The sequence below is a fragment of the Streptosporangium subroseum genome (genome assembly GCF_900188345.1).
Classification (GTDB): Bacteria; Actinomycetota; Actinomycetes; order Streptosporangiales; family Streptosporangiaceae; genus Streptosporangium; species Streptosporangium subroseum.
The window spans coordinates 37,457-58,317 of the sequence record NZ_FZOD01000012.1 but is presented as its reverse complement, the minus strand read 5'-3'; the positions used below and the strand labels follow the sequence as shown (position 1 = coordinate 58,317).

Sequence of the window (20,861 nt, the reverse complement as noted above, 5' to 3'; positions counted from 1 at the left end):
CCGCCCGAAGAAGCCGCGACCGTACGGCATCCGCTGACGACGCCACGGCCGGTGTCAGCCGCGCGACACCCGACGGCGCCTCGGTGGTGTCAGCCGCGCGACGCCCGTCGACCCGCCGGCGGCGTCTCGTCCGGTCAGGACCGGCGCAGTTCCCCGCGGTAGTCGATGGAGCTGCCGCCGTCCTGGCCGATGAAACCGAGCGTGCCCGCATCCGTCAGGGTCAAGGTCATGTCGCCGCCCAGGCACAGGTCCTTCTGCTCCAGGGTGAGGTCGAGCGCTTTCCCGTCTCTGACCTTGGTCAGCGTGGCCCGCTGCTTGCAGCCGTCGGCTCCCTGCCAGACGGCCTCGCTCTCGCCCGGCGTCAGAACGACGGTGGCGGCATAGGCGCGGCCGTCCTGAGCGGTCACGTCACCCGACCAGGTGCCCGCGAAGCCCTCGGGCACCTGTACCGTGCCGCCCGCCCGGGACTCCCCGCCCGAGGAGCCCGAAGCGCTGGGGCCGGGGACGCCTCGGGTGCTCGGCTCGGGGTCCGTACTCGGCCCGGGAGCGCCCCCGGTGCTCGAATCGGGGTCCGTGTTCGTACCTTCCGCACCGGCGACACCGCCCGGGTCGGCGGAGACGCCCTGGCTCTGCGATCCCGTCGAGATCGTGTCGCCGTTCACGGCACCGCCGCTGCCTCCGAGCGCGCCTCTCACGAGCAGCGCGCCGGCCACTCCCAGGACGACGATCACGGCGGCCAGCCCGGCCAGCACGCCGCTCCGCACCCTGCGGCGCCCGCCGGCAGGGCCATGATCGGGGATCGGGCGGGGCGGGTCGAGGAGCGAGGTCGAGCCGGGGGCGGAGGGCGAGGTCGGAACGGAGGTCGAGCCCGGGCCGAGGAGTGCGGTCGCGGCCGGGTCCGGGGACAAGATCGAGGTCGGGGACGTGGCAGGGGCGAGGGGCAGGGTCGAGGCCAGGGGCGGGGGCGAACCGGTGGAGACCTGCCAGTCGGTGGGGACGTAGGCGCGAGGCACCGGGCCGACGCCGGGCACCGCGACCGTGGAGACGCTCGGGTCGACGAGACGGATCATCAGGTCACGGGCGGACGGCCGACCGGCGGGGTCCTTGGACAGACACGCGATCACGGGCTCCAGGAGCCCGGCGGGGACGCCCGCCAGATCGGGCTCATGGTTGAGGATGCGGTTGAAGACGGCGGCGATCACCTCGTGACCGAACGGGGCGCGGCCGGTCGCGGCATAGACCATGGTCGCGCCCCAGGAGAACACGTCGGCCGCGGTCGAGGCGTAGACGCCGTTGAGCTGCTCGGGCGCCATGAACGGCGGCGTACCGGACATCACCGAGGCGGCCGTGCCGGCGTCCAGTGGCCGGGCGATGCCGAAGTCGACCACGCGCGGCCCGTCCGGGCCGAGCAGCACGTTCGCGGGCTTGAAGTCACGATGCACGACTCCGGCCCCGTGGATGGCGGCCAGGGCGGAGGCGGTGCCGATCGCGAGCCGGTCCAGGTCGCCATCGCGAAGCGGGCCGCTTCCGCGGACCCGTTCGGCGAGAGACGGGCCCTCGATGAACTCGCTGACCACAAACGGGTCGGGGCGGTCGAGGTCGGCCGCGAGCACCTTGGCCGTGCAGAAGGGGGCCACCCGCTGGGCTGACTCGATCTCGCGGGCCAGCCTCGCGTGGGTCTGCGGGTCGGCGCCGTTCTTGAGGACCTTGATCGCGACGCGGTCACCACCGGCCGCCCAGCCCTCGTAGACGATCCCCTGACCGCCCTCGCCCAGCCGTGCGACAACCTGGAAGTCTCCCAGCGTGCGCGGGTCTCCGGGCTGCAGGGGTCCGCCTGCCATGGGCTCCTCCATATCGCGCGACATCGCCCACGGTATCGGGATCGCGCCCTCTCTCACCATGCCGCGAACCAGGCTATGCCTCCCCGGAGAAGGCCGCTGCCCCGGTACCTGACGAGGTCGTCCCGGCCGGAGAAGGCGGCTGCCCCGGCATCTGGCAAGGTGGTCCCGGCCGGAGAGCCCCGAGATCATTCCCCCAGCATCTCCGCGAGGGCCGCCTCGAAGGCGTCCATCTGGAGCTCGACGCGGCTCAGGCCGGCCGACGGCAGCGTCGACAGCACGGTGCCGACCCCCGCCCGCTCGCACGCCTCGATCACCTTGGGATCCGAGGGGATGGCCATCATCACCACCCGCACCCGCTTCCCCTCCTCCTCGGCGCGCCGGATCGACCCCGTGGTTGCGCATCTCGGGTTCGTTCCAGCCCGCCCCCACGCCGAACTCGAACCGTCCGCCCGTGAGAGCGTCGACGCTCGCCACCGATTTGGCGAGGCTGATCGGATGGTGCTGGGAAACCAGGCAGATGCCGGTCCCCACTCGCAGTCGCGTCGTGGCGAGACCCGCGGCGGTGCACGAGACCAGGGGGTCGTAGGTGTGCCGCGGCGGGTGGGTCAGAAGCGATCCCGCAGGATCCGCTCGGTGTCGGAGACGAGTTCGTCGAAGTAGTCCTTGGCGGGACGCGGACGGGCGAGCGCGGCCGCCTGGCCCGCCAGCAGGCTGGAGTGGTCCGCGGTTCCGGCTCGGCGGATGGGCTGCATGAGCGCGTTGTGGAAGGGATATCGCGGGACCTCGGCCTCGAACGCCGCCATCTCCCGGACGAACCGGTTGGGGATCACTCGGAGGTGACGCCCGGAGAACAGCCGGGTGAGCACGGTGATCCTCGCCTCGGGACTGTTCAGGACGGCCCTGTGCACCGGGCTCGCGCTGGACTCGGCGGTCACCAGGAAGCCTGTTCCGATCTGCACGCCGTCCGCGCCGAGGGTGAGCGCGGCCGCGACACCCCGGCCGTCGGCGATCCCTCCCGCCGCGATGACCGGAACGGAGACGGCGTCGGCCACCTGGGGCACGAGGGAGAACGTACCGACGAACGACTCCTCCGCCGGGCGCAGGAACGAACCCCGATGTCCACCGGCGTCGTTGCCGGAGGCGATGACGGCGTCCAGCCCCGCCTCCTCGATCGCGACGGCCTCGTCAACCGTCGCGGCCGTGCCGATCGTCACGATCCCGCGTCTCCGCGCCTCCGCGATCACCCGCTCCGGCGGCACTCCCATGATGAAGCTGATCACCGGGGGCTCCGCCGCCAGCAGCGCCTCGATCTGGGCGTCGAAGTCCTGGCCGAAAGGCCCGTCGAGGTCCGGCGGGTCCACGCCCAACTCCTCGTAGTACGGCCGCAGCCGCTCGACGTGCCTGGCCAGGTCGTCGGGCCGGTCCCGTTCCCCGGGCTGGGGCACCCACAGGTTGACCGCGAACGGCCGGGCGGTGGCGGCTCGCAGCTCTCCGACCACCCCGGTGATCTGCTCCGGTCCGAGATTGTTCGCGCCGTACGAGCCCAGCCCGCCGCTCTCGGACACCGTGGAGACCAACGACACCGTGGACAGTCCCCCGCCGAAGGGGCCCAGGATGATCGGATGCTCGATGCCCAGCAACTCTTCGAGCCGTCGTGCGCGCATGGTCGTCTCCTTTCGTCCACCGCGAGGTCGCGGCGGCCACAGGTCAACTCTGCCCCCGGCCGGATCACCTCGCACACGGCCCCCTGAGACCCGCGCGGGCCTGCCTCGGCTCGCGTCCGCCAGGCGCGCGGGCTCTCTCAACGACGCGGATCAGATCATGCCCGCGACGGTCAGGGGGTGAAGATCTCCTGAACCTTGACGATCTCGCCGCGATAGACGGTGATCAGTGAGGGCTGACCGCTGCGGGCGTACCGCTTGAGCAGGACGGTCCGCGAGCAGCGCTTGGCGCCGAGCCCGGTGCTCCGGGCCAGTGTGGGTTCGCCGCCGGACACCTTGCACCCGGACGCCGACAGGAAGACGACATCCTTGGCGACGCGCGACGAGTAGGCCATCGCGTCGTTCTTCGGCGGGCCGACGAACCAGCCCTCGGTCTGGGTGCCCTTCTTCCATTTGATGGGCTCGTACTCGACCGTGGTGCCGCTGACGTAGGTGACCCAGCCGCGCAGGACGCCGTTGTGGCGGGGGCTGATGTGCTTGGTGAAGTCGTGCCCGGGATCGGCCTGCAGGGTCGTGCCGAAGGTCTTCGGGGCCGGGTAATTCGGATAGCCCGCGGCGTTGGCGGCAACGCCGGACGACAGGACGACGGTCGTGGCCACGCCACCGGCGAGCAGGAAACGCTTGAAGTTGTTCACATCCTTGAGATCCACTCGCATCCGGAAAGGTTCGCCGCACCCGGTGTGATCCAGAGCACACCGGAACGATGCCACGTGACCGAGGTGGACGGGGATCTCAGCGCGTCACCGGCCGCCCAATAGGGCATTTATGGGCTATATATAAACGCTTGTCCCTTTCGCGGGGCGGGTATTCACCCTCCATGAACGATAAGAAAAAGCAGGGCCAACCAGCCGTGGGTGACGAGGTCACCTGGAGAAGCCACGGTTCTTCCGTCTCGGGCAAGGTGGAAAAGAAGATCACCGAGAGGACTGAGGAATCCGAGCGCACCGTGGACGCCTCGCCCGAGGATCCTCAGTACCGCGTCCGCAGCGACAAGAGCGGCAAAAGCGCCGTGCACAAGCCGTCGGCGCTCCGCAAGAAGGACCGCCATGACTGACGACAGAGAACAGACGGCCAAAGATTTCCACCTGGCGGTCAACATGACGGCCGCGGAGCTCGACCGCTGGCTCGGCACGCGGGAGTCAAAGGCCGTCGGAGACAAATCCGGCGGCGGCGAGTCGATCGGGCACGAGTCCGGCCGCCGGATCGCCAAGATCCTCAAGAAGGGGAACAGAGACCTCAGCGACGATGACTACGCCCACATGCGGACGGTCACCGGCTACATCCGCCGGCACCTGGCGCAACGACCATCCGGCGACGTCCAGGCGACCCCATGGCGTCACTCCCTGATGAACTGGGGGCACGACCCGCTCAAATAGATCTCTACCGACTGATCCCCCCGGAAGGGCGGCCGTTTCAGCACAGGCCCCGCCTGAGGGTTGCGAGGCATGACGCCAGGGGCGCGCGACGCCGACGAGTGGGCACGAGGCTGTCTTCGTACGGCTGCGCCGGAGACCGGGACTCCGGCTCCCGCCTCCACGGCCCGGGCGGTCGCGCTCCCCGGCTGGTGGGTGCTGTAGCCCCGCACCCAGGGCGTATCCCTCACGTGGGGTTCCCGAGATCGACATGGAACCCATCCTTCATCTGAGCGGTCGCGGCTCCCTGCCTATTGACCCTCTTGTTTCCTATGAGTTAAATTAAATAGCAAAATAAGGTATGTATTACAGCGTGTCGTAAGTCGAGTTTCTGCCTGCCGTTAGACCCCTTTCACCCCCCGGATCCTCTGTGGAGACAAGCATGAGAGGTCTATTCCGTCCTGCCGTTTTATGGACCGCGTTAGCGGTCCTGGCAGCTCTGATCGCAGTACCGTCCACTCCCGCCTTCGCGGCCACGCTTCTGTCGCAAGGAAAGACCGCGACCTCCTCATCGACCGAGAACGCCGGCACCCCGGCGAGCTACGCCTTCGACGGCAACCTCGGCACCCGCTGGTCCAGCGCGAACACCGACTCCCAGTGGCTCCAGGTGGACCTGGGGGCCTCGGCCACCATCAGCCAGGTCGTCCTGAACTGGGAGGCGGCCTACGGCAGCGGATACAAGATCCAGGCATCCGCGAACGGAACCACCTGGACCGACCTCAAGACCGTCACCGGCGGCGACGGCGGCGCGGACACCTGGGACGTCACCGGCAGCGGCCGGTACGTCCGGATGCTCGGCGTCACGCGGGCCACCGGCTACGGATACTCCCTGTGGGAGTTCCAGGTCCTCGGCACCCCCGGCGGCACCGACCCGGGCACCGGAGGCTCGTGTACGACCACCAACGCCGCGCTGAACAAGCCCGCCAGCGCATCGTCGGTCCAGATCGCCGGCACCCCCGCGAGCGGCGCCTTCGACGGCAACAACGGCACCCGCTGGTCCAGCGCCGCCGGTGACCCGCAGTGGGTCCAGGTGGACCTCGGCTCGGCACTGAACATCTGCAAGATCGACCTGAGGTGGGAGGCCGCGTACGCGACCGCCTTCAAGCTCCAGGCATCGACCGACGGCACCACCTGGACAGACCTCAAGACCGTCACCGGCGCCACCGGCGGCAACCAGTCCTACGACGTGAGCGGCTCCGGCCGGTACGTCCGGATGAACGGCACCGCTCGGGGCACCGCCTACGGATACTCGCTGTGGGAGTTCGCCGTGTACACCACCACGACGGGCGGTCCGACGGATCCGCCGCCGACCGGCGGCGGAGGGGACCTGGGCCCGAACGTCCACGTCTTCGACCCGTCCATGTCCACCGCCAGCATCCAGAGCCAGTTGGACACGGTCTTCGCCCAGCAGGAGTCGGCCCAGTTCGGCACCGGGCGCCACGCCTTCCTGTTCAAGCCCGGCACCTATAACGTGAACGCCAAGGTCGGCTTCTACACCTCGATCATGGGCCTGGGCCAGAACCCCGACGACGTCACCCTCAGCGGTGTAACCGTCGACGCGGGCTGGTTCGGCGGCAACGCGACCCAGAACTTCTGGCGCTCGACGGAGAACCTGTCGGTCCAGCCTCCCGGCGGCACCAACCAGTGGGCGGTCTCCCAGGCCGCGCCGTTCCGCCGCATGCACATCAAGGGCGCGCTGAACCTGGCGCCCACCGGCTACGGCTGGGCCAGCGGCGGCTACATCGCCGACAGCAAGATCGACGGTGCGGTCGGCCCGTACTCACAGCAGCAGTGGTACACCCGTGACAGCTCCGTCGGCGGCTGGGTCAACGGCGTGTGGAACATGGTCTTCTCCGGAGTGACGGGCGCTCCCGCCACCAACTTCCTCGACCAGTCCTACACCACGCTCGACAACACCCCGATCAGCCGTGAGAAGCCGTACCTCTACGCGGACTCCAGCGGCTACCGGGTGTTCGTCCCGTCCAAGCGGACCAACGCGCGGGGCGTGAGCTGGGCGAACGGCTCCACTCCCGGCACCTCGCTCCCGCTCAGCCAGTTCTTCGTCGCCAAGCCGAGCGACTCGGCCGCGACCATCAACGCCGCGCTCGGCTCGGGCCTCAACCTGCTGCTCACCCCCGGCATCTACAACCTCAGCCAGCCGATCAACGTGACTCGCGCGAACACCGTGGTCCTGGGCCTCGGCCTGGCCACGCTGATCCCGGGTGGCGGCGTCAGCGCGGTCAAGGTGGCCGACGTGGACGGCGTCAAGCTCGCCGGCTTCCTGATCGACGCGGGCACCCAGAAGTCCGACGTGCTCCTGGAGATCGGCCCGCAGGGGTCGAGCGCCGACCACGCCGCCAACCCGACCACGATGCAGGACGTGTTCGTCCGGATCGGCGGCGCCTTCGCCGGCAACGCCACCACCAGCGTGGTCGTCAACAGCGACGACGTGATCATCGACCACACCTGGCTGTGGCGCGGCGACCACGGCGCGGGCATCGGCTGGAACGTCAACACCGCCGAGACCGGCCTGATCGTCAACGGTGACGACGTACTGGCCACGGGCCTGTTCGTCGAGCACTTCCGCAAGTACGACGTGGAGTGGTACGGCGAGCGCGGTCGGACGATCTTCTTCCAGAACGAGAAGGCGTACGACCCGCCGAACCAGGCGGCCTTCATGAACGGCACCACCAAGGGATGGGCGGCCTACAAGGTCGGCCCCGCCGTCAACACCCACGAGGGCTGGGGTCTCGGCAGCTACGTCTACTTCAACGTCGACCCGACGATCGAGGTGGAGAACGGGTTCGAGGCGCCGGTGAAGCCGGGCGTCAAGTTCCACAGTCTGCTCACCGTGTCCCTCGGAGGCGCAGGCAAGATCAACCATGTGATCAACGGCGTCGGCGGTCCCGCCCAGGGCACGGCGACGATCCCGTCCAAGCTCGTCTCCTATCCCTGAGGTTCTGAGCCCGCCTGATCGGCGGTAGGCGCCGATCCTCTCGCCGATCAGGTGCACCCCAAGGCCGTGGGCCTCCGCTGACACAGGGAGGCCCACGGCTTCTTTTCCGACCGACTTCGCCGACCGGAAAAGGACGCCCGCGGCCCGTGGAATCCCATTCATCTGGGACGACGGCCGGACCGCCCGGGAAACGAAACGCGGGGCGAGCCTCACAGCCCGGAAACAGCGTGGACGGGCATTCTCAGGCCTCGGTTGAGCTGCTCACGAATCCCGCATGACGGGTCGGGTCAACGAGGTCGGCAGAGACACCCTGCCCGTCCTTCGTGAACATTCCGCTATACGGTCTACGCGGCGGTTCGATAGATCGTCCGAAGCACTCCGCGGTGAGAAGAGCAGGCTCCCTCTATTCCACCCGACAGGCTTACCATCTGGTCATTGCACATGACCAGGTAGCCCTCCCCATCGTCAAAGCTTGCGATGCAATTAAATACATCGCAGGCGTTTTGCGCGGGCGCGGGAACCCCGTTCCCCGTGCCGCAGAACGTGAATCCGTAGGAATTGGTGGGCGCCCCGCACAGGGCCTCGCTCCCCGGTGCCTGGGTCACCGTCACGGTGACCGTGGGGGTGGCGGTGGGCGTGGCGGTGACGGTCACCGTGGGCGTGGCGGTCACCGTGGCGACGGTGGTCACCGTGACCGTCTCCGTAACCCTGATCGTGGCCGTCGCGGTGGGCCGGGGCGCGGAGGCCGACGGCGCGGGCTTCGGCGTCGTCACCGACACCGAGGGGACACCGCTCTTCTTGTATGTGCCGGTGCCGAGGTAAATCCCCTGCCATGCCGTCCGGCCGGCCTTTATCGAAAGGGCGGATGTGACCGTTCGGCACGCGCTCTTCACACAGACGCGCTGCTTCACGGTAAATTTCTTGCTGGTGCCATACTTGCTGGTCACCTGCACCCTGAGGTAGGACTTTCCGCCGACCTTCGTCGTGGAAGTCGTCACCGCGTGCTTGCTGGCGCTCACGGCGGAACTCACGGAAGCGGAGAGAGCGACTCGGGGAGTGAGGGCGTTGAGACCACCGATGACAAAACCCAGGGTGACGGCGGCCGCCATGGCCACCGTGAAAAACCTTGCACGACCACGAATAGTTTGCATACCAAAATTTCCGTCGGCGAATGATTTCTAGCACTTATATCACGCTGAAAGTTCGGCAGACGCAGATGTATCGGGGGCCGGAGACAACCGGGCGCGCGGTGCGGGACGACTCCGGGTCGAAAGAAAACGGGAGAGAAAAAGGCACCGCCAGGGTCGAGGTGAAACGCCGGTGAGGGTTTCCCCTGGTCAGCGCCTCGACCATGGCAGTGTCAGCTACGTCGGCTACGTCAGTTACGTCAGCTATCCGGCGTCGGCAGGTCAGCCGCCCGGTGCCGGCCAGAAGTCGAGGTTGTGGTCGGCGGCGTAGTCGACCGGTTTGACCGCGTCCGGCTCCAGGGACCGGGTGTGCGGGACGGAGGCGGCGCGGTCGAAGCGCTCCCAGCGGAGCGGTCCTTCCCCGTTGGGGTCGCCGGTGCGGGCGAAGTTCGTCCAGCAAGGTTCGCGCCGTAACCGGCGGGACCCTCCCACCTGGAGACGATGTTGATCCGCGCTCCAAGGGAGCCGGGACGACCTCGGTTGTTAGGCTCGACTGCCAAGCAAGTGCTCACTTTCGTAAGGATGGGTTATGACGACGGTGCACGGGACGTGCGACCCCCGGTTCTCCCGGGTGCGTGAGGTGTTCGACCGGCATTTCGCCGACGGAGAGGAGCTGGGCGCGGCGTTCGCCGTCTTCCTGGACGGTGAGCCCGTCGTGGACCTGTGGGGTGGGGTCGCCGACCGGCACAGCGGGCGGACCTGGGAGAGCGACACCCCCGTGCTGACGTACTCGTGCACGAAGGCGGTGACCGCGACGGCGGCGCTGCTGCTGGCCGAGCGCGGGCTGCTCGACGTCACCGCTCCGGTCGCGGAGGTCTGGCCGGAGTTCGCGCGGGGCGGCAAGGAGCGCGTCACCGTCGAGCACCTGCTCACCCACCAGGCCGGGCTGCCCGTGATCGAGGAGCAGGTCCCGCTGGAGGAGTTCGAGGACCAGCCCGCCATCGCCGACCGCCTCGCCGGGCAGGCTCCGATCTGGGAGCCGGGAACCGCGCACGGCTACCATGCGCTGACGTACGGGTTCCTGGTCGGCGAGGTGATTCGCCGAGTGTCGGGCAAGACCGTGGGCGAGATCGTGGCCACCGAGATCGCCGGGCCTCTGGGACTGGAGCTCTGGGTCGGCGCACCGGACGACGTGGCGGCGCGAGCGGCGCGGCTGTCCGCCGGAGAGCGGAGGAAGCCCGCGACGGACAGCGGCTCGGGCAACGGCTCAGGCAGAGGGCCGGACGCCGATCCGGACGACGCCGGAGCCTCGGCCGGGCTACCGGGGCAGGGCCCCGGAGACCCGATCTACGAGATGTCCCGGGCCTCCCTGGACAAGGACAGCCTGATGAACCGGGCACTGGGCAATCCGCCGATCCACCGGCTTCAGGGAGGCGGCAACAACCCGGTCGTCCTCCGTGCGGGCTGGCCGGCGATGGGCGCCGTCGCCACCGCCCGAGGCCTCGCGGGCTTCTATCGCGACCTGGCGGCCGGGCGGATCCTGCGCGCGGAGACCCTGAGGGACGCGACGCGCAGGAGGGTCGACGGCCCGGACAGGGTGCTGTTCATCGACAGTTCCTTCGGCCTCGGCTACATGCGCCCGTCCCTGACCTTCCTCACCCCGGCAGGGGGCGTGGAGTCCGCTTTCGGCCATACCGGCATGGGTGGATCCCTGGGCCTCGGCGACGTCGAACACGGCCTGGGCATGGCCTACGCGATGAACAAGATGGCGGGCGCGGTCTCGGGCAGCCTCCGCGCCTACCGCCTCGCCGAGGCCGTCTACGGCTCCCTGCAGGTTCGGTAGGTCCAACGGCTCCGACACGTCGCGATACCGCTCCGGCCTTCCTGAATCCCAGCGCTTGCCTGACCGCCGATCAAAGCTCACTATGTGGCCAGACCGGCTACTTGGCATGTTTTTCATATCACTCTCCGCCAAATTTCTCGGATCGTGACAACCAAGCGTATGGGTGAGACCGTCAAACAAGGCGACGGCACTCGGAAGGGGACCGAATGGTTCCGGGATATCGCGAGATTCGGGAGCTCGGCGCCGGCGGCGGCGGACGAGTGGTTCTGGCCACGTATGCCGCCACCGGCGCCTACGTGGCCATCAAATATCTGAACGCGGCCTTGAAGGACGACCGCGGTTTCCTGGCGCGCTTCCGCGACGAGGCGCACGTCATGGTGGAACTGCGCGACCCGAACGTGGTCCAGTTCTACGAGTACTACGAGGACGTGCTCGAAGCCGCGATCGTGATGGAACTCGTGGACGGGGTCGCGCTCAGGAAGATCCTGGCCGAACACGGCAGCACGAGCCCCGAGGCGGCGCTGACGGTGCTCAAGGGCTCGCTGCTCGGCCTGGCCTTCGCGCACTCGGCCGGGGTCGTGCACCGCGACTACAAACCGGAGAACGTGCTGATCCAGGCGGACGGCACCAGCAAGCTGACGGACTTCGGCATCGCCACCCACGTCGGAGAGTCCGACGCTCCCGCCGGCACCCCGCCCTACATGGCTCCCGAGCAGTGGACGGGTGCCCCGGCGAGCACGGCGACCGATGTCTACGCGGCCACGTGCGTGTTCTTCGAATGCCTCACCGGGCGCAGGCCGTACCCGGCCGACCATCATGCCGCACTGATGTACCAGCACCAGAACACACCGGTGCCGGTGGAGCACGTGCCGAGCTCGGTCAGGGGACTGGTCGCGTGGGGCATGGCCAAGGCCCCGATGGACCGGCCGTCGACGGCGCGGGCGTTCCTCTCCGAGCTGGAGCTGGCGGCGCTGTCCGCCTACGGGCCGGAGTGGGAGCAGCGCGGGCGGCGGCATCTGGCCGAGCTGGCGACGCTGCTGGCGCTGGCGTTCCCCCTGGCCAAGCCCACGCCGAAGGCGAGCACCTCGGTCGCCCAGAGCGTGATCGGTCGGGTGGGGAGGATGCGCCGCCCCCGGCTGGGTCCCCGGATGCTGGCCGGAGCGGGCGTGATCACCGTCGCGGTGACGGTCGGGCTGGTGGCCGCCAACCAGGCCCCCGACCGGCTCGCCGCGGACACGATCTTCACCCCGTCGAGCCCCTCCGTGACCGGGGACGCCCCTGCCGGGCAGAGCCAGGACGTGGAGTCACCGCCGGAGCCGATCATCAGCCCCCGGCCCGGCTCCACCAGCCGTGCCCAGCTGCCCGCGGATTCCACGGATGCCGACCGTCCCGCACCGGCCCCGTCGAAGAGCCAGGTACGGGCCCCGGTCCCGATTCCGGTTCCGTCGAAGAGCCAGGCGCAGACGCAGAGCCCGGTCCCGTCGAAGAGCGCCACGAACGCACCGACCCCGACCTCGGCCCCGACTCCGACCGGCTCGGGAGCGCCGCCCGTACACACGGTCAACGGCCTGTCGATCATGGGGATCGACGCGAACGGGACCACGGTCGACCTCCGTGCCTCCACCTCGGCGAGCGTCGTGCTGACCGTCGGGTTCGCCGAGGGGCAGAACCCCGATCGGCTCAGGGAGACCCCGCCGCGCACCTTCACCCTCGCCGGGTTGAAGACCTACTCTCATACCGTCCCGCACACCTTCACCGCTCCGGCCTGCGGGCAGACCCTCTATCGCCGGGTCACGGTCTCCACCTCGCCCCAGGCCGCCGAGGGCGTACGGAGCCGCACGATGAAGGTCAGCGGCGAGCCGTGCCCCGCGCCCTCGGTCGAAACCGTGGACATCGCCACCTGGAACGGTGCCGAGGCGACCGTCCGGGTCCGTGCGGACGGCCCGGGTGAGGTACGGCTCACCGCCACGTTCACCCGCAAGGAGAGCAGGGGCGACGAGGGCTCTACCAGGACCCTGGGCACCCGGGCCAGAACGCTGTCCGGAAAGACCGGCTACAGCGTGAACCTCTCCATCCCGGCCTCCAAGGTCGCCTGTGGCGAGCGGGCGCTGTTCGGGATCACCGTCGTCACCGACCGGCCGGCGGCCAACGGCACGCAGGTCAAGGAGGTCTCGGTGGAGGGACCGAAGTGCGCGCCTCCGACGGTCTCGATCACCTCTTTCAACGGCGCCACGGTCTCCTTCCAGGTACGGACGCCCGACACCTCGGCGGTGACCGTACGGCTCGGGTTCGCCCAGAATGCCGGCGGCAGGCTGACCGACAGCATGCGGGTTCTGCGGCTGTCCGGTGACACCGGATACACGCGGAGGGTCGCCGGGGAGTTCGCCGCGCTGCCCGAATGCGGGGAGCCCGTACAGCGGCTGGTGACGATCGTCACCGTCCCCGCGGGCGAGACGCAGTCCCGGGACGTGAAGCTCGACCTGCCTCCCTGCGAGCCGGATCCCAGCGTCTCCCCGTCGGAGGGGACCGGCGACGGGGCGCAGGTCCCGGACGAACCCGCGCTGGACGAGCCCGCGCCGGACGGCATCTTGTGAGCCGACCAAGCGTTCGCTAGCTTGACGATCAGTGGCCGGTGACACGCTCACCCAACGGGGAGACCCGCCGTCGCAGCGAGTGATCCGAGGAGCTTGAGATGGGCCTTCTGGACGGAAAAGTCGCGCTGATCACCGGCGGGGCCAGGGGCATGGGCGAATCCCACGTGCGGCTGTTGCTCCAGGAGGGGGCCCGGGTCGTCTTCGGCGACGTGCTCGACGAGGAGGGCCAGGCCCTGGCGGAGGCCACCGGGGCGCTGTTCGTTCATCAGGACGTGACGAAGGCCGAGGATTGGGAACGCGCGGTCGGCACCGCCGTCGAGACGTACGGCAAGCTCGACGTCCTGGTCAACAATGCCGGGATCATGAAATTTCGCCGGATCACCGATATGACGCCGGACGAGTTCGACCACGTCCTCAACGTGAACCTCAAGGGCACCTGGCTCGGCGTCAAGTCCGTGATCGCGCCCATGAGGGCCGCCGGCCGGGGCTCGATCGTCAACATCTCCTCGATCGAGGGCTTCATCGGCGCGGCGGGCCTGTCCGCCTACTCCGCCTCCAAGTTCGGCGTGCGCGGCGTGACCAAGGCCGCGGCCCGCGAGCTCGCACAGTTCAAGATCCGGGTGAACTCCGTGCACCCCGGTGCCATCGCCACCTCCATGGCCCTGGATCCGGATCTCATGGCCGAGGTGGACGGCGAGGCGTTCATGAAATCCATGGTCATCAAACGCTTCGCCAAGCCGGTCGAGGTCTCCCACGTGGTGGTCTTCCTCGCCTCCGACCGGGCGAGCTACTGCACGGGCAGCGAGTTCACGGTGGACGGCGGCATGCTCACCGGCGCGGGTTACTGAGCTCCGGTCATCTCTTCTTTCCAGACCCGGGGCGTGATGAACAGGCCGGTGGCCTCGACCAGGGGCGTACCGTCGGGGAGGGCGATCCGGCCCTCGGCCCAGGACTTGCGGCCTTCGGACCGCACGTACTCGGCGGTCGCCACCAGCGGCTCGCCGTACGGGACCCTGCGCACGTAGCGCAGGGTGAGGGTGCCGGTCATCCCCGCACCGCCCGCCACCGCGACGGCCTGCCCCAGGACGTGGTCGAGGATCATGGCGCTGACGCCGCCATGGACCGAGGTGGGCGGGCCCTCGTGGACCTGGCGGAAGCTCAGCTCCGCGCGGATCGTCCTGTCCGGGGTGACCTGGGAGACCAGCGGGAGGGCGTACGGGTTGGCCGAGCCGGTGACCGCGTTTCCCGCGTGCCGGGGCACGCCCTCGGGATCGAACGCGAGGGGGTGCCGAGAGGTCCGCCGCAGAGCGCGCAGCCGGTCGGTGAGGACGGCCAGCTCGGCGGTGATCTCGACGATCTCGTCTTGCGGAGCCCCCGTCAGCACGACGGCGTCGACGAGGTCACGGACCTGCTGGGCGAGCAGGTCCAGCGCGGCGGACCCCTCCCCGGCGGCCGACGCGCCCGTTGTGCCCTCGGCGGACCCGGTGGACCCGGGATTCTCGGCGTTCTCGGCGGAGGCGAGTTCGATCGTCATGGGCCCACTTTAGAACACGTTCTATAGAATCCCGTTCGGGCGACCGGGGGCGCCCACCGCCCTCGACCGGCTCCGCGCGGGATCTCAACCGCGCCCGGACCCTGCCGCCGTCGGGCACCGGCATGCGGTCAGAGCACATGTTGATTTACGGCCATAATGGCAAATGTCGCACCCAGTGCTAACCAAGTGCGACATTTTCCACTTTTCGCGATCCCCCACCTCGGCGATACGACTCCGAGAGGGGAGACTCCGATCGCCCGTTCGAGCGATCTTACGAGATATTGATTTCAAGGTGGGGCGCACGGAAGCCTCGAATGAATAGCTTTGCCCCCATTTCGATATATAGCTGATTTACCGCCGAGCCGAAAAACGCATCGATTCGCATGACGCCTCTTCGGACCGAAAGGGCCCTATCTGCAGGGCACGCAGCTGGTTTCGAGGCAGCCGGCACCCAGGGGAAACACAGGGACCGCGGAGACCAGAGGGACCGCGGCGCTCGCGAAGGACATCGCACAGAGAGGCTGCGGGGCCGCGAAAACGCTGACACCGATGCCGCCCGCCGAACCTCTGGGACCGGTGGCACCCACCGGACCCTTGGAACCGGCAGGACCCGCCAGGCCCACGGCACCGGCCGGACCCTTGGCACCTGTCGGACCCACGGCGCCGGTCGGACCCTTGGAACCGATCGGACCCTTGGCACCCGCCGCACCCAAGACACCGGCCGGGCCCTTCGGACCGGCAGGACCCACCGGACCTGCCAGGCCAATCGGACCGGCAGGACCCGCCAGACCCACGGCACCGGCCGGACCCTTCGGACCGACAGGACCCGCCAGGCCAACCGGACCCTTCGGACCGACAGGACCGACAGGACCCGCAGGACCCGTGGGGCCGGGAGGACCAGGAGGACCGGCAGGACCCGCAGGAGCGGCGAAAGGGCCGGCCTTAGGGCCAGGACCGGCGACAGGAGCGACCGGAGGATCTACAGCGGCCATCGGAGCCGCTCGACGGCGACGGCTCTTGCCGTTTGTGTCGTTGTTGTTGAGATTGACATCGAAGGTGTGGTGATTTCTCCTGCACGTGCAGTGTCCCCTTGAGCACGTGCAGTGATGCCTTCTCCAGCACCTGCAGTGCCTTCCCCGGCAGCCGCAGTGGCCGCCCGCTCGGAGGGCATTCCCCCCGGGGAGGTACGTGAAGGAAGCGGGAAGCTGACCACTGCTGCCGGCCCCGACGCGGGAGGTGGTCGCTCCCGCCTGCCCGGCAGCCTCTGCCGGAGCCTCGGTCGATGAGATTACGAAGGCGCTGGCCATGGCCGCTACGGCCAGGGCTTCGACGTATTTTCCGGAGATGGGACTTGATGTCCATCTACTTCTCCGATAAAGCACTTAATTCCCCCGATGATCCTAATGACGGGAAATCCCGATCAGTCGCACCACTACAGTGGCGATCAGCCAGAAAGTACCCTCAAAACATGGGACATCACCCGTTAGCACAGTTGAGAAAAAGCAAATAAATACCATGAAAACGAAATCTTCACACCTCTTCATATGATTCGCCCCTCTTGTCGGGATTCAATGTGAAATCAGGTTTTATATAGGCTCGGCAAGAAAGCACACCTGGATGAAATATCTCCGCCGGATGTCATCACGGAATCCGTGAACGGTCGCGGGCTCAGCGGCCCCTCAGCAGAGGCGGAGCGCTCCGCGGCCCACCGGGGATCGTTGGCACTCCGGCGACATTTGAGATCGCGGTTGAGATCCATGCCGGGAGCGGGCATGCCGGGCACGGGTTTGATGCCGGCGCCATCACCGCGACCGGCGCCGGATCCCGGTAGTCGACCGGACCGGCCCGGGGGCGGTCACAGCGAGCGGGACCGGCTCTCGGGAACCGTCAGAGAACCGCCGGAGATCTGCCCGTCATCGACCGGGCTCCGAGCCGCGGCAACGGCGGCGAAAAAGGCCGACCGGCCCGTGGCGGCGTTGCGGCGTTGCGGCGTTGCGGCGTTGCGGCGGACCAACGGCCGGCGGCATCCGCTCTGACCGGCGTTCGATTCGAGCCCGGGTTCTCCCCATCACAGGCGGTTTCGAGCCCGGGTTCTCCCCGTCACCGGCGGTGCGGTGCTTTCACGCCCCGGCCGGGCACTCGTCGGAGATCTGGTGTCGAGTCGCCACTCGTCTTCAGGATTCGGAATCGACAGGACAAGAACGCACCTGTGCTCTCATCGCGGGCCGACCGCTCTTCGGGCGCAGAAAGCACCCGGCCTTACCTCTACGTCATGCAACGGCCTACCCGGACCGGAGCGTCATGGCGAGACATACCGCATACACAGCCATGACGCCCCAATCCGGGACTATCGCGCGATGCCATCGCATCAGATCATTGGTCGCCTTGCTCGCCATTGCCCGGCAAGGCCATCTGATCTTCTCTCGTCTGGGCCGGCGGCTTCCCGCCGACCCAGACGTCGAGCATGCGCGATCAAACGAAGTGAACCGCCCGACGATTCACGGAAAAAGGCGCTAGAAGGAAAAGACCACACTGGTCGCGTTGCGCATCACGCACGGGTTGCTGAAGGTCTGCTCGTATCGGATGGGCCGCCTGTTCCAGACGCCGGTCGCGGTCGCTTTGACGGGGTCGTAATCCCTGCGGCAGAACTCTTGCCGAGCCCTGATCCTGTCGGGATCACCCTGGGCCCTGTTCAGCAGGGCGCACGCCTCGGCCGCACGAGGGTGCGATCCGTACGGCGGGTCGCACCTGAGCCGGACGACCCGCGGCCTGAACGGCGGGACCGCCGTCTTCGCGACGGTCAGCGTGAGCTCCTTCGGCCAGCCCTGCGTCGGACCCGGGTGCGGCGGCCACGGCGGTCGCGGCGGTCGCGGGTCCGGCCACGGCGGTCGCGGCGGGTCCGGCCACGGCGGTCGTGGCGGGTCCGGACGCCACGTCGGACCCGGGTGCGGCGGTCGCGGCGGGTCCGGACGCCAGGTCGGACCCGGCCGTGGTGGGTCCGGGCGCCATGGCAGACCCGGCTGCGGCGGAGGCGGGGGCTGAACGAGATGGCCGGGCTGAGCCCACTGCGGGCTGGATGGAGACTGTGGTGAAACCGATGTGCCCATCGACCAATTGGGTTCGTAAGCCGATGACTGGGTGGCTGCGGCAGCCGTACCGCCGGCGAGGAAAAGCCCGGCGGTGGTTAGGCATAAGAGACGTCGCATGAAATCCCCAATTAATACGCTTTGCTCGAATGACCGAAAAGAGACTTCCGACCTTTTCGGGGGGATGGCCTACGTCCTGAACTGTGGAAATACTATAGAGGCTCACGACGAGATGTCTCTCAGCGACTCACCATGGAATGCAATCAATCCGCCGACCGGATCCATGGATTCCGCATCCTCGGTATTCATAAACACCGAATTCGCACCCGTGGCGTGTCGGCGATTCGAACGAGCCGACCGTCAATCGCCGGGAGGGTTCTGCCCCGGGATCATCGGCGCAGAGCCCGTCGGGCTCTGCGGGCCCGCTGAGCCCGGCGTCGCGGTGGACTGACCCGGGCCTGACCCAGGATCCGGCCCCGGCCCCGGCCCCGGCCCGCTCTGGCCCTCGACGCCGACCACGATGGCGACCGTGGCACCCGGCTGCGCGCAGGTGCCGGGCGCCACGTTCTGCGACAGCACCACGCCGGCCTTCGACGGGTCGTCGACAAGCCGAGGTCGCGTCCGAACCGCGAACCCGGCCCCGCTCAGCGCGCTCGACGCCGCCGCCGAACTCTGACCGATGACCGAGGGCACCTCGGCTCCGCGCTTGGACACGACGAGCGCGACCGCGCTGCCGGAGGAGACCTGGCTGCCCGCCCCCGGGGTACTGGCGAGCACCTGCCCGCCCGGCTGGGTCGAGCAGCGCACGGTCACCCCGCCCGTGGTCAGTCCCGCCGCGGTCAGCGCCGCTTCGGCGGGCCGCCTCCTGAGACCGGCCAGCTCGGGCACCCGCACCCCCGCTGAGAACTCAAAATCGACCCTGGTCCCCCGCTTCACCGTGGCTCCCGCCTCCGGCCGGCTGCTGAGCACCTGCCCGACCCGCTGGTCAGAGTCGATCGACGTCGCCGTCCCGGCGACCAGGCCGGCCCGCTTGATCAGACGCAACGCTTCAGAACGATCCAAACCGACGAGCACGGGCACGGGCACCGACCCCGGGGACGGTGCCGGTGCCGAGGTCGCGGGAACAACACGGGGCGGAAGGAGCGCGGACGGGCCCTCGGCCCTCTGCGAGGGCCTGGCCGGGCGGGTCGCCCTGTCCGTCGGCGGGGTGGTCTCGGCCTCGGCGCTGGTCTCGACGACCGGCAGCGTCTGTCCGTCCCCGACCACGCCGCCGTCGCCGCTCAGCGCCGGGACCAGCACGCCCACCAGCACGGCCGCGCTCACCAGCAGCGCCCCCGACACCGCGACCGAGGCCCTGGTGGCCGCCCGCCCCGGATAGGTCCGCGGCTCGTTCGACTCGCCGGATCGGGCGAACTCGGCGGACCTGACGGACCAGGCCGACCGGGCAGACGTGGCGGACGCGGCGGGCGCGGCGAACCGGACGGATTTGGCAGACCAGGCCGACTTTGCGAGCCGTACAGGCTGGGAGGACGCGGCGGGGGTGCTCCGGGCGGGCGGCACGGTCATGTCCGCGATCGAGGGGCTCGACGGGGACCGGAGCCCCGCCCACCGTCCGTCGTCGTCATCGAGCAGCGCGAGCAGCAGTTCCCTGCTGGTGGGGCGATTGCGAGGATCCTTGGCCAGGCAGTCGGCGACCAGCAGGCCGAGCAGGCCGTCGAGGCGGCCCAGCTCCGGGGACGCGGTGAGGATGCGGTGCAGGACGGCCGCGATCGAATCCTGCCCGAAGGGCGCGTGCGCGTTGGCGGCGAAGCACATCGTGGCGCCCCAGGAGAAGACGTCGGCCGCCGGGTTGATCTCGGCCCCCTTCACCTGCTCGGGCGCCATGTAGGCGGGGGTGCCCGCGCCGCGCCCGCTCTGTGTGGCCGCCGCGTCCAGTGCCCTGGCCAGCCCGAAGTCGATGACCCTCGGCCCGTCCGGGCCGAGCAGCACGTTCTGCGGCTTGAAGTCGCGGTGCACGATTCCCGCACGGTGGATGGCCGACAGGGCGGTCGCCGTGCCGATGGCCAGGCGCTCCAGCGCGCCTCCCTCGCGGGGCCCGCTGACCGCCACCTCGCGGTGGAGCGAGGGCCCGTCGACGTATTCGCTGACGATGTAGGGCCGATCACCGTCCAGCCCGGCGTCGATCACCTGGGCGGTGCAGAACCGGGCCACCTGCTTGGCCAGCTCGACCTCGCGCAGGAAGACCTCCTGTTCGTCCCCGACCGGGCCGTGCAGCAGCTTGACCGCGTACGGCTCCGGACCCGTCTCGGGACGCACCCCTACATAGACCACCCCCTGACCGCCCTCACCCAAGCGGCCGACGATCTCGTATTCACCAAGTCTTGCGGGATCCCCCGTTTTGAGCGGCTGCGCATATGGCACGCGAGCCTCCCCTCACCGCCATCCCTCTTACTCAAGAAGACCTATCCCCAACAGTCAACGGCAATGAAGCCCTTGTGCCCCTCACCGTGACACTGATGTGATGCTCAGGTCAGGAAAAAGAGCAGTACATCACCCGAATGGCAAACTCCTTCTCCTTCAAACTGATCATGGAGCCCGGCCGCGACACGCCCCTCCCCGCATCCCCCTCCTGAAGCGTGACGGATCACGTCCTCCCCGCCGTCGCCGTCTGCGACAGTGAGGACGGTGTTCTTCTCACCGGGCGAATCCACTGCTAGACCAAGCGATTGCTCGGTTATCATTCCTGG

At 68.9% G+C, this 20,861-nt stretch carries 16 protein-coding genes and 1 pseudogene; 8 read left to right on the top strand and 9 right to left on the bottom strand.

The features are described from left to right. Positions 1–134: 134 nt before the first annotated feature. From CHC08_RS48250 to CHC08_RS14725, 5 genes and pseudogenes are all read right to left on the bottom strand, one after another. Complete coding sequence (locus tag CHC08_RS48250; RefSeq protein ID WP_179282047.1) at positions 135–1,841, bottom strand: serine/threonine protein kinase; 1,707 nt, start codon at positions 1,839–1,841, stop codon at positions 135–137. A 185-nt stretch (positions 1,842–2,026) separates the two neighbouring features. Continuing rightward, positions 2,027–2,194: a hypothetical protein gene (locus CHC08_RS49565; RefSeq protein ID WP_179282046.1), complete on the bottom strand. Its 168-nt coding sequence runs from the start codon at positions 2,192–2,194 to the stop codon at positions 2,027–2,029. A gap of 28 nt (positions 2,195–2,222) precedes the next feature. Beyond that, a pseudogene (locus CHC08_RS52910) lies at positions 2,223–2,450 on the bottom strand (LLM class flavin-dependent oxidoreductase); the annotation flags it as partial. Continuing rightward, complete coding sequence (locus CHC08_RS14730; protein ID WP_089207836.1) at positions 2,447–3,505, bottom strand: NAD(P)H-dependent flavin oxidoreductase; 1,059 nt, start codon at positions 3,503–3,505, stop codon at positions 2,447–2,449. The pseudogene CHC08_RS52910 and the gene CHC08_RS14730, both read right to left, overlap by 4 nt. 170 nt (positions 3,506–3,675) lie before the next feature. Then, positions 3,676–4,218, bottom strand: a complete 543-nt coding sequence (locus tag CHC08_RS14725) for a hypothetical protein (protein WP_089207835.1) — start codon at positions 4,216–4,218, stop codon at positions 3,676–3,678. A 161-nt stretch (positions 4,219–4,379) separates the two neighbouring features. Between CHC08_RS14725 and CHC08_RS14720 the strand changes: the two genes are divergently transcribed. The 5 genes from CHC08_RS14720 to CHC08_RS14705 all read left to right on the top strand — a co-directional run bounded on the left by CHC08_RS14720 (position 4,380) and on the right by CHC08_RS14705 (position 8,752). Then, positions 4,380–4,616, top strand: a complete 237-nt coding sequence (locus tag CHC08_RS14720; RefSeq protein ID WP_089207834.1) for a hypervirulence associated TUDOR domain-containing protein — start codon at positions 4,380–4,382, stop codon at positions 4,614–4,616. Further along, positions 4,609–4,938, top strand: a complete 330-nt coding sequence (locus CHC08_RS14715) for a DUF3140 domain-containing protein (protein ID WP_089207833.1) — start codon at positions 4,609–4,611, stop codon at positions 4,936–4,938. Before CHC08_RS14720 ends, CHC08_RS14715 begins: the two co-directional genes overlap by 8 nt. A 69-nt stretch (positions 4,939–5,007) precedes the next feature. Beyond that, on the top strand, positions 5,008–5,139 hold the full coding sequence (locus CHC08_RS52390; RefSeq protein WP_275937171.1) for a hypothetical protein: 132 nt from the start codon (positions 5,008–5,010) through the stop codon (positions 5,137–5,139). Positions 5,140–5,356: 217 nt separating this feature from the next. Further along, positions 5,357–7,930 (top strand): discoidin domain-containing protein, encoded by a 2,574-nt coding sequence (locus tag CHC08_RS14710; RefSeq protein WP_089207832.1) that lies wholly within the window; start codon positions 5,357–5,359, stop codon positions 7,928–7,930. Positions 7,931–8,491: 561 nt separating this feature from the next. Further along, on the top strand, positions 8,492–8,752 hold the full coding sequence (locus CHC08_RS14705; RefSeq protein WP_089207831.1) for a hypothetical protein: 261 nt from the start codon (positions 8,492–8,494) through the stop codon (positions 8,750–8,752). 587 nt (positions 8,753–9,339) lie between these two features. Here CHC08_RS14705 and CHC08_RS14700 read toward each other — a convergent pair. Continuing rightward, the gene (locus CHC08_RS14700; protein ID WP_089207830.1) at positions 9,340–9,549 is read right to left on the bottom strand and encodes a carboxylesterase family protein; all 210 of its coding nucleotides are present in this window, start codon (positions 9,547–9,549) and stop codon (positions 9,340–9,342) included. Positions 9,550–9,646: 97 nt separating this feature from the next. Between CHC08_RS14700 and CHC08_RS14695 the strand changes: the two genes are divergently transcribed. From CHC08_RS14695 to CHC08_RS14685, 3 genes are all read left to right on the top strand, one after another. Then, entirely contained in the window at positions 9,647–10,900 is a 1,254-nt protein-coding gene (locus CHC08_RS14695) for a serine hydrolase domain-containing protein (protein ID WP_089207829.1), read from the top strand. A 206-nt stretch (positions 10,901–11,106) separates the two neighbouring features. After that, positions 11,107–13,494 (top strand): serine/threonine-protein kinase, encoded by a 2,388-nt coding sequence (locus CHC08_RS50695; RefSeq protein ID WP_218825316.1) that lies wholly within the window; start codon positions 11,107–11,109, stop codon positions 13,492–13,494. A 98-nt stretch (positions 13,495–13,592) separates the two neighbouring features. Next, entirely contained in the window at positions 13,593–14,342 is a 750-nt protein-coding gene (locus CHC08_RS14685; RefSeq protein WP_089207828.1) for a glucose 1-dehydrogenase, read from the top strand. On the opposite strand, the gene CHC08_RS14680 is transcribed toward CHC08_RS14685, so the two are convergent. From CHC08_RS14680 to CHC08_RS14660, 3 genes are all read right to left on the bottom strand, one after another. Next, a complete protein-coding gene (locus tag CHC08_RS14680; RefSeq protein WP_089207827.1) occupies positions 14,336–15,028 on the bottom strand; it encodes a PaaI family thioesterase in 693 nt (230 codons plus the stop codon). The genes CHC08_RS14685 and CHC08_RS14680 overlap by 7 nt on opposite strands. A 2,513-nt stretch (positions 15,029–17,541) precedes the next feature. Next, complete coding sequence (locus tag CHC08_RS52905) at positions 17,542–18,135, bottom strand: SSI family serine proteinase inhibitor (protein ID WP_218825315.1); 594 nt, start codon at positions 18,133–18,135, stop codon at positions 17,542–17,544. 339 nt (positions 18,136–18,474) lie between these two features. After that, positions 18,475–20,535, bottom strand: coding sequence for a protein kinase domain-containing protein (locus tag CHC08_RS14660; protein ID WP_089207825.1), 2,061 nt, complete (start codon positions 20,533–20,535; stop codon positions 18,475–18,477). Between the last annotated feature and the right edge of the window lie 326 nt (positions 20,536–20,861).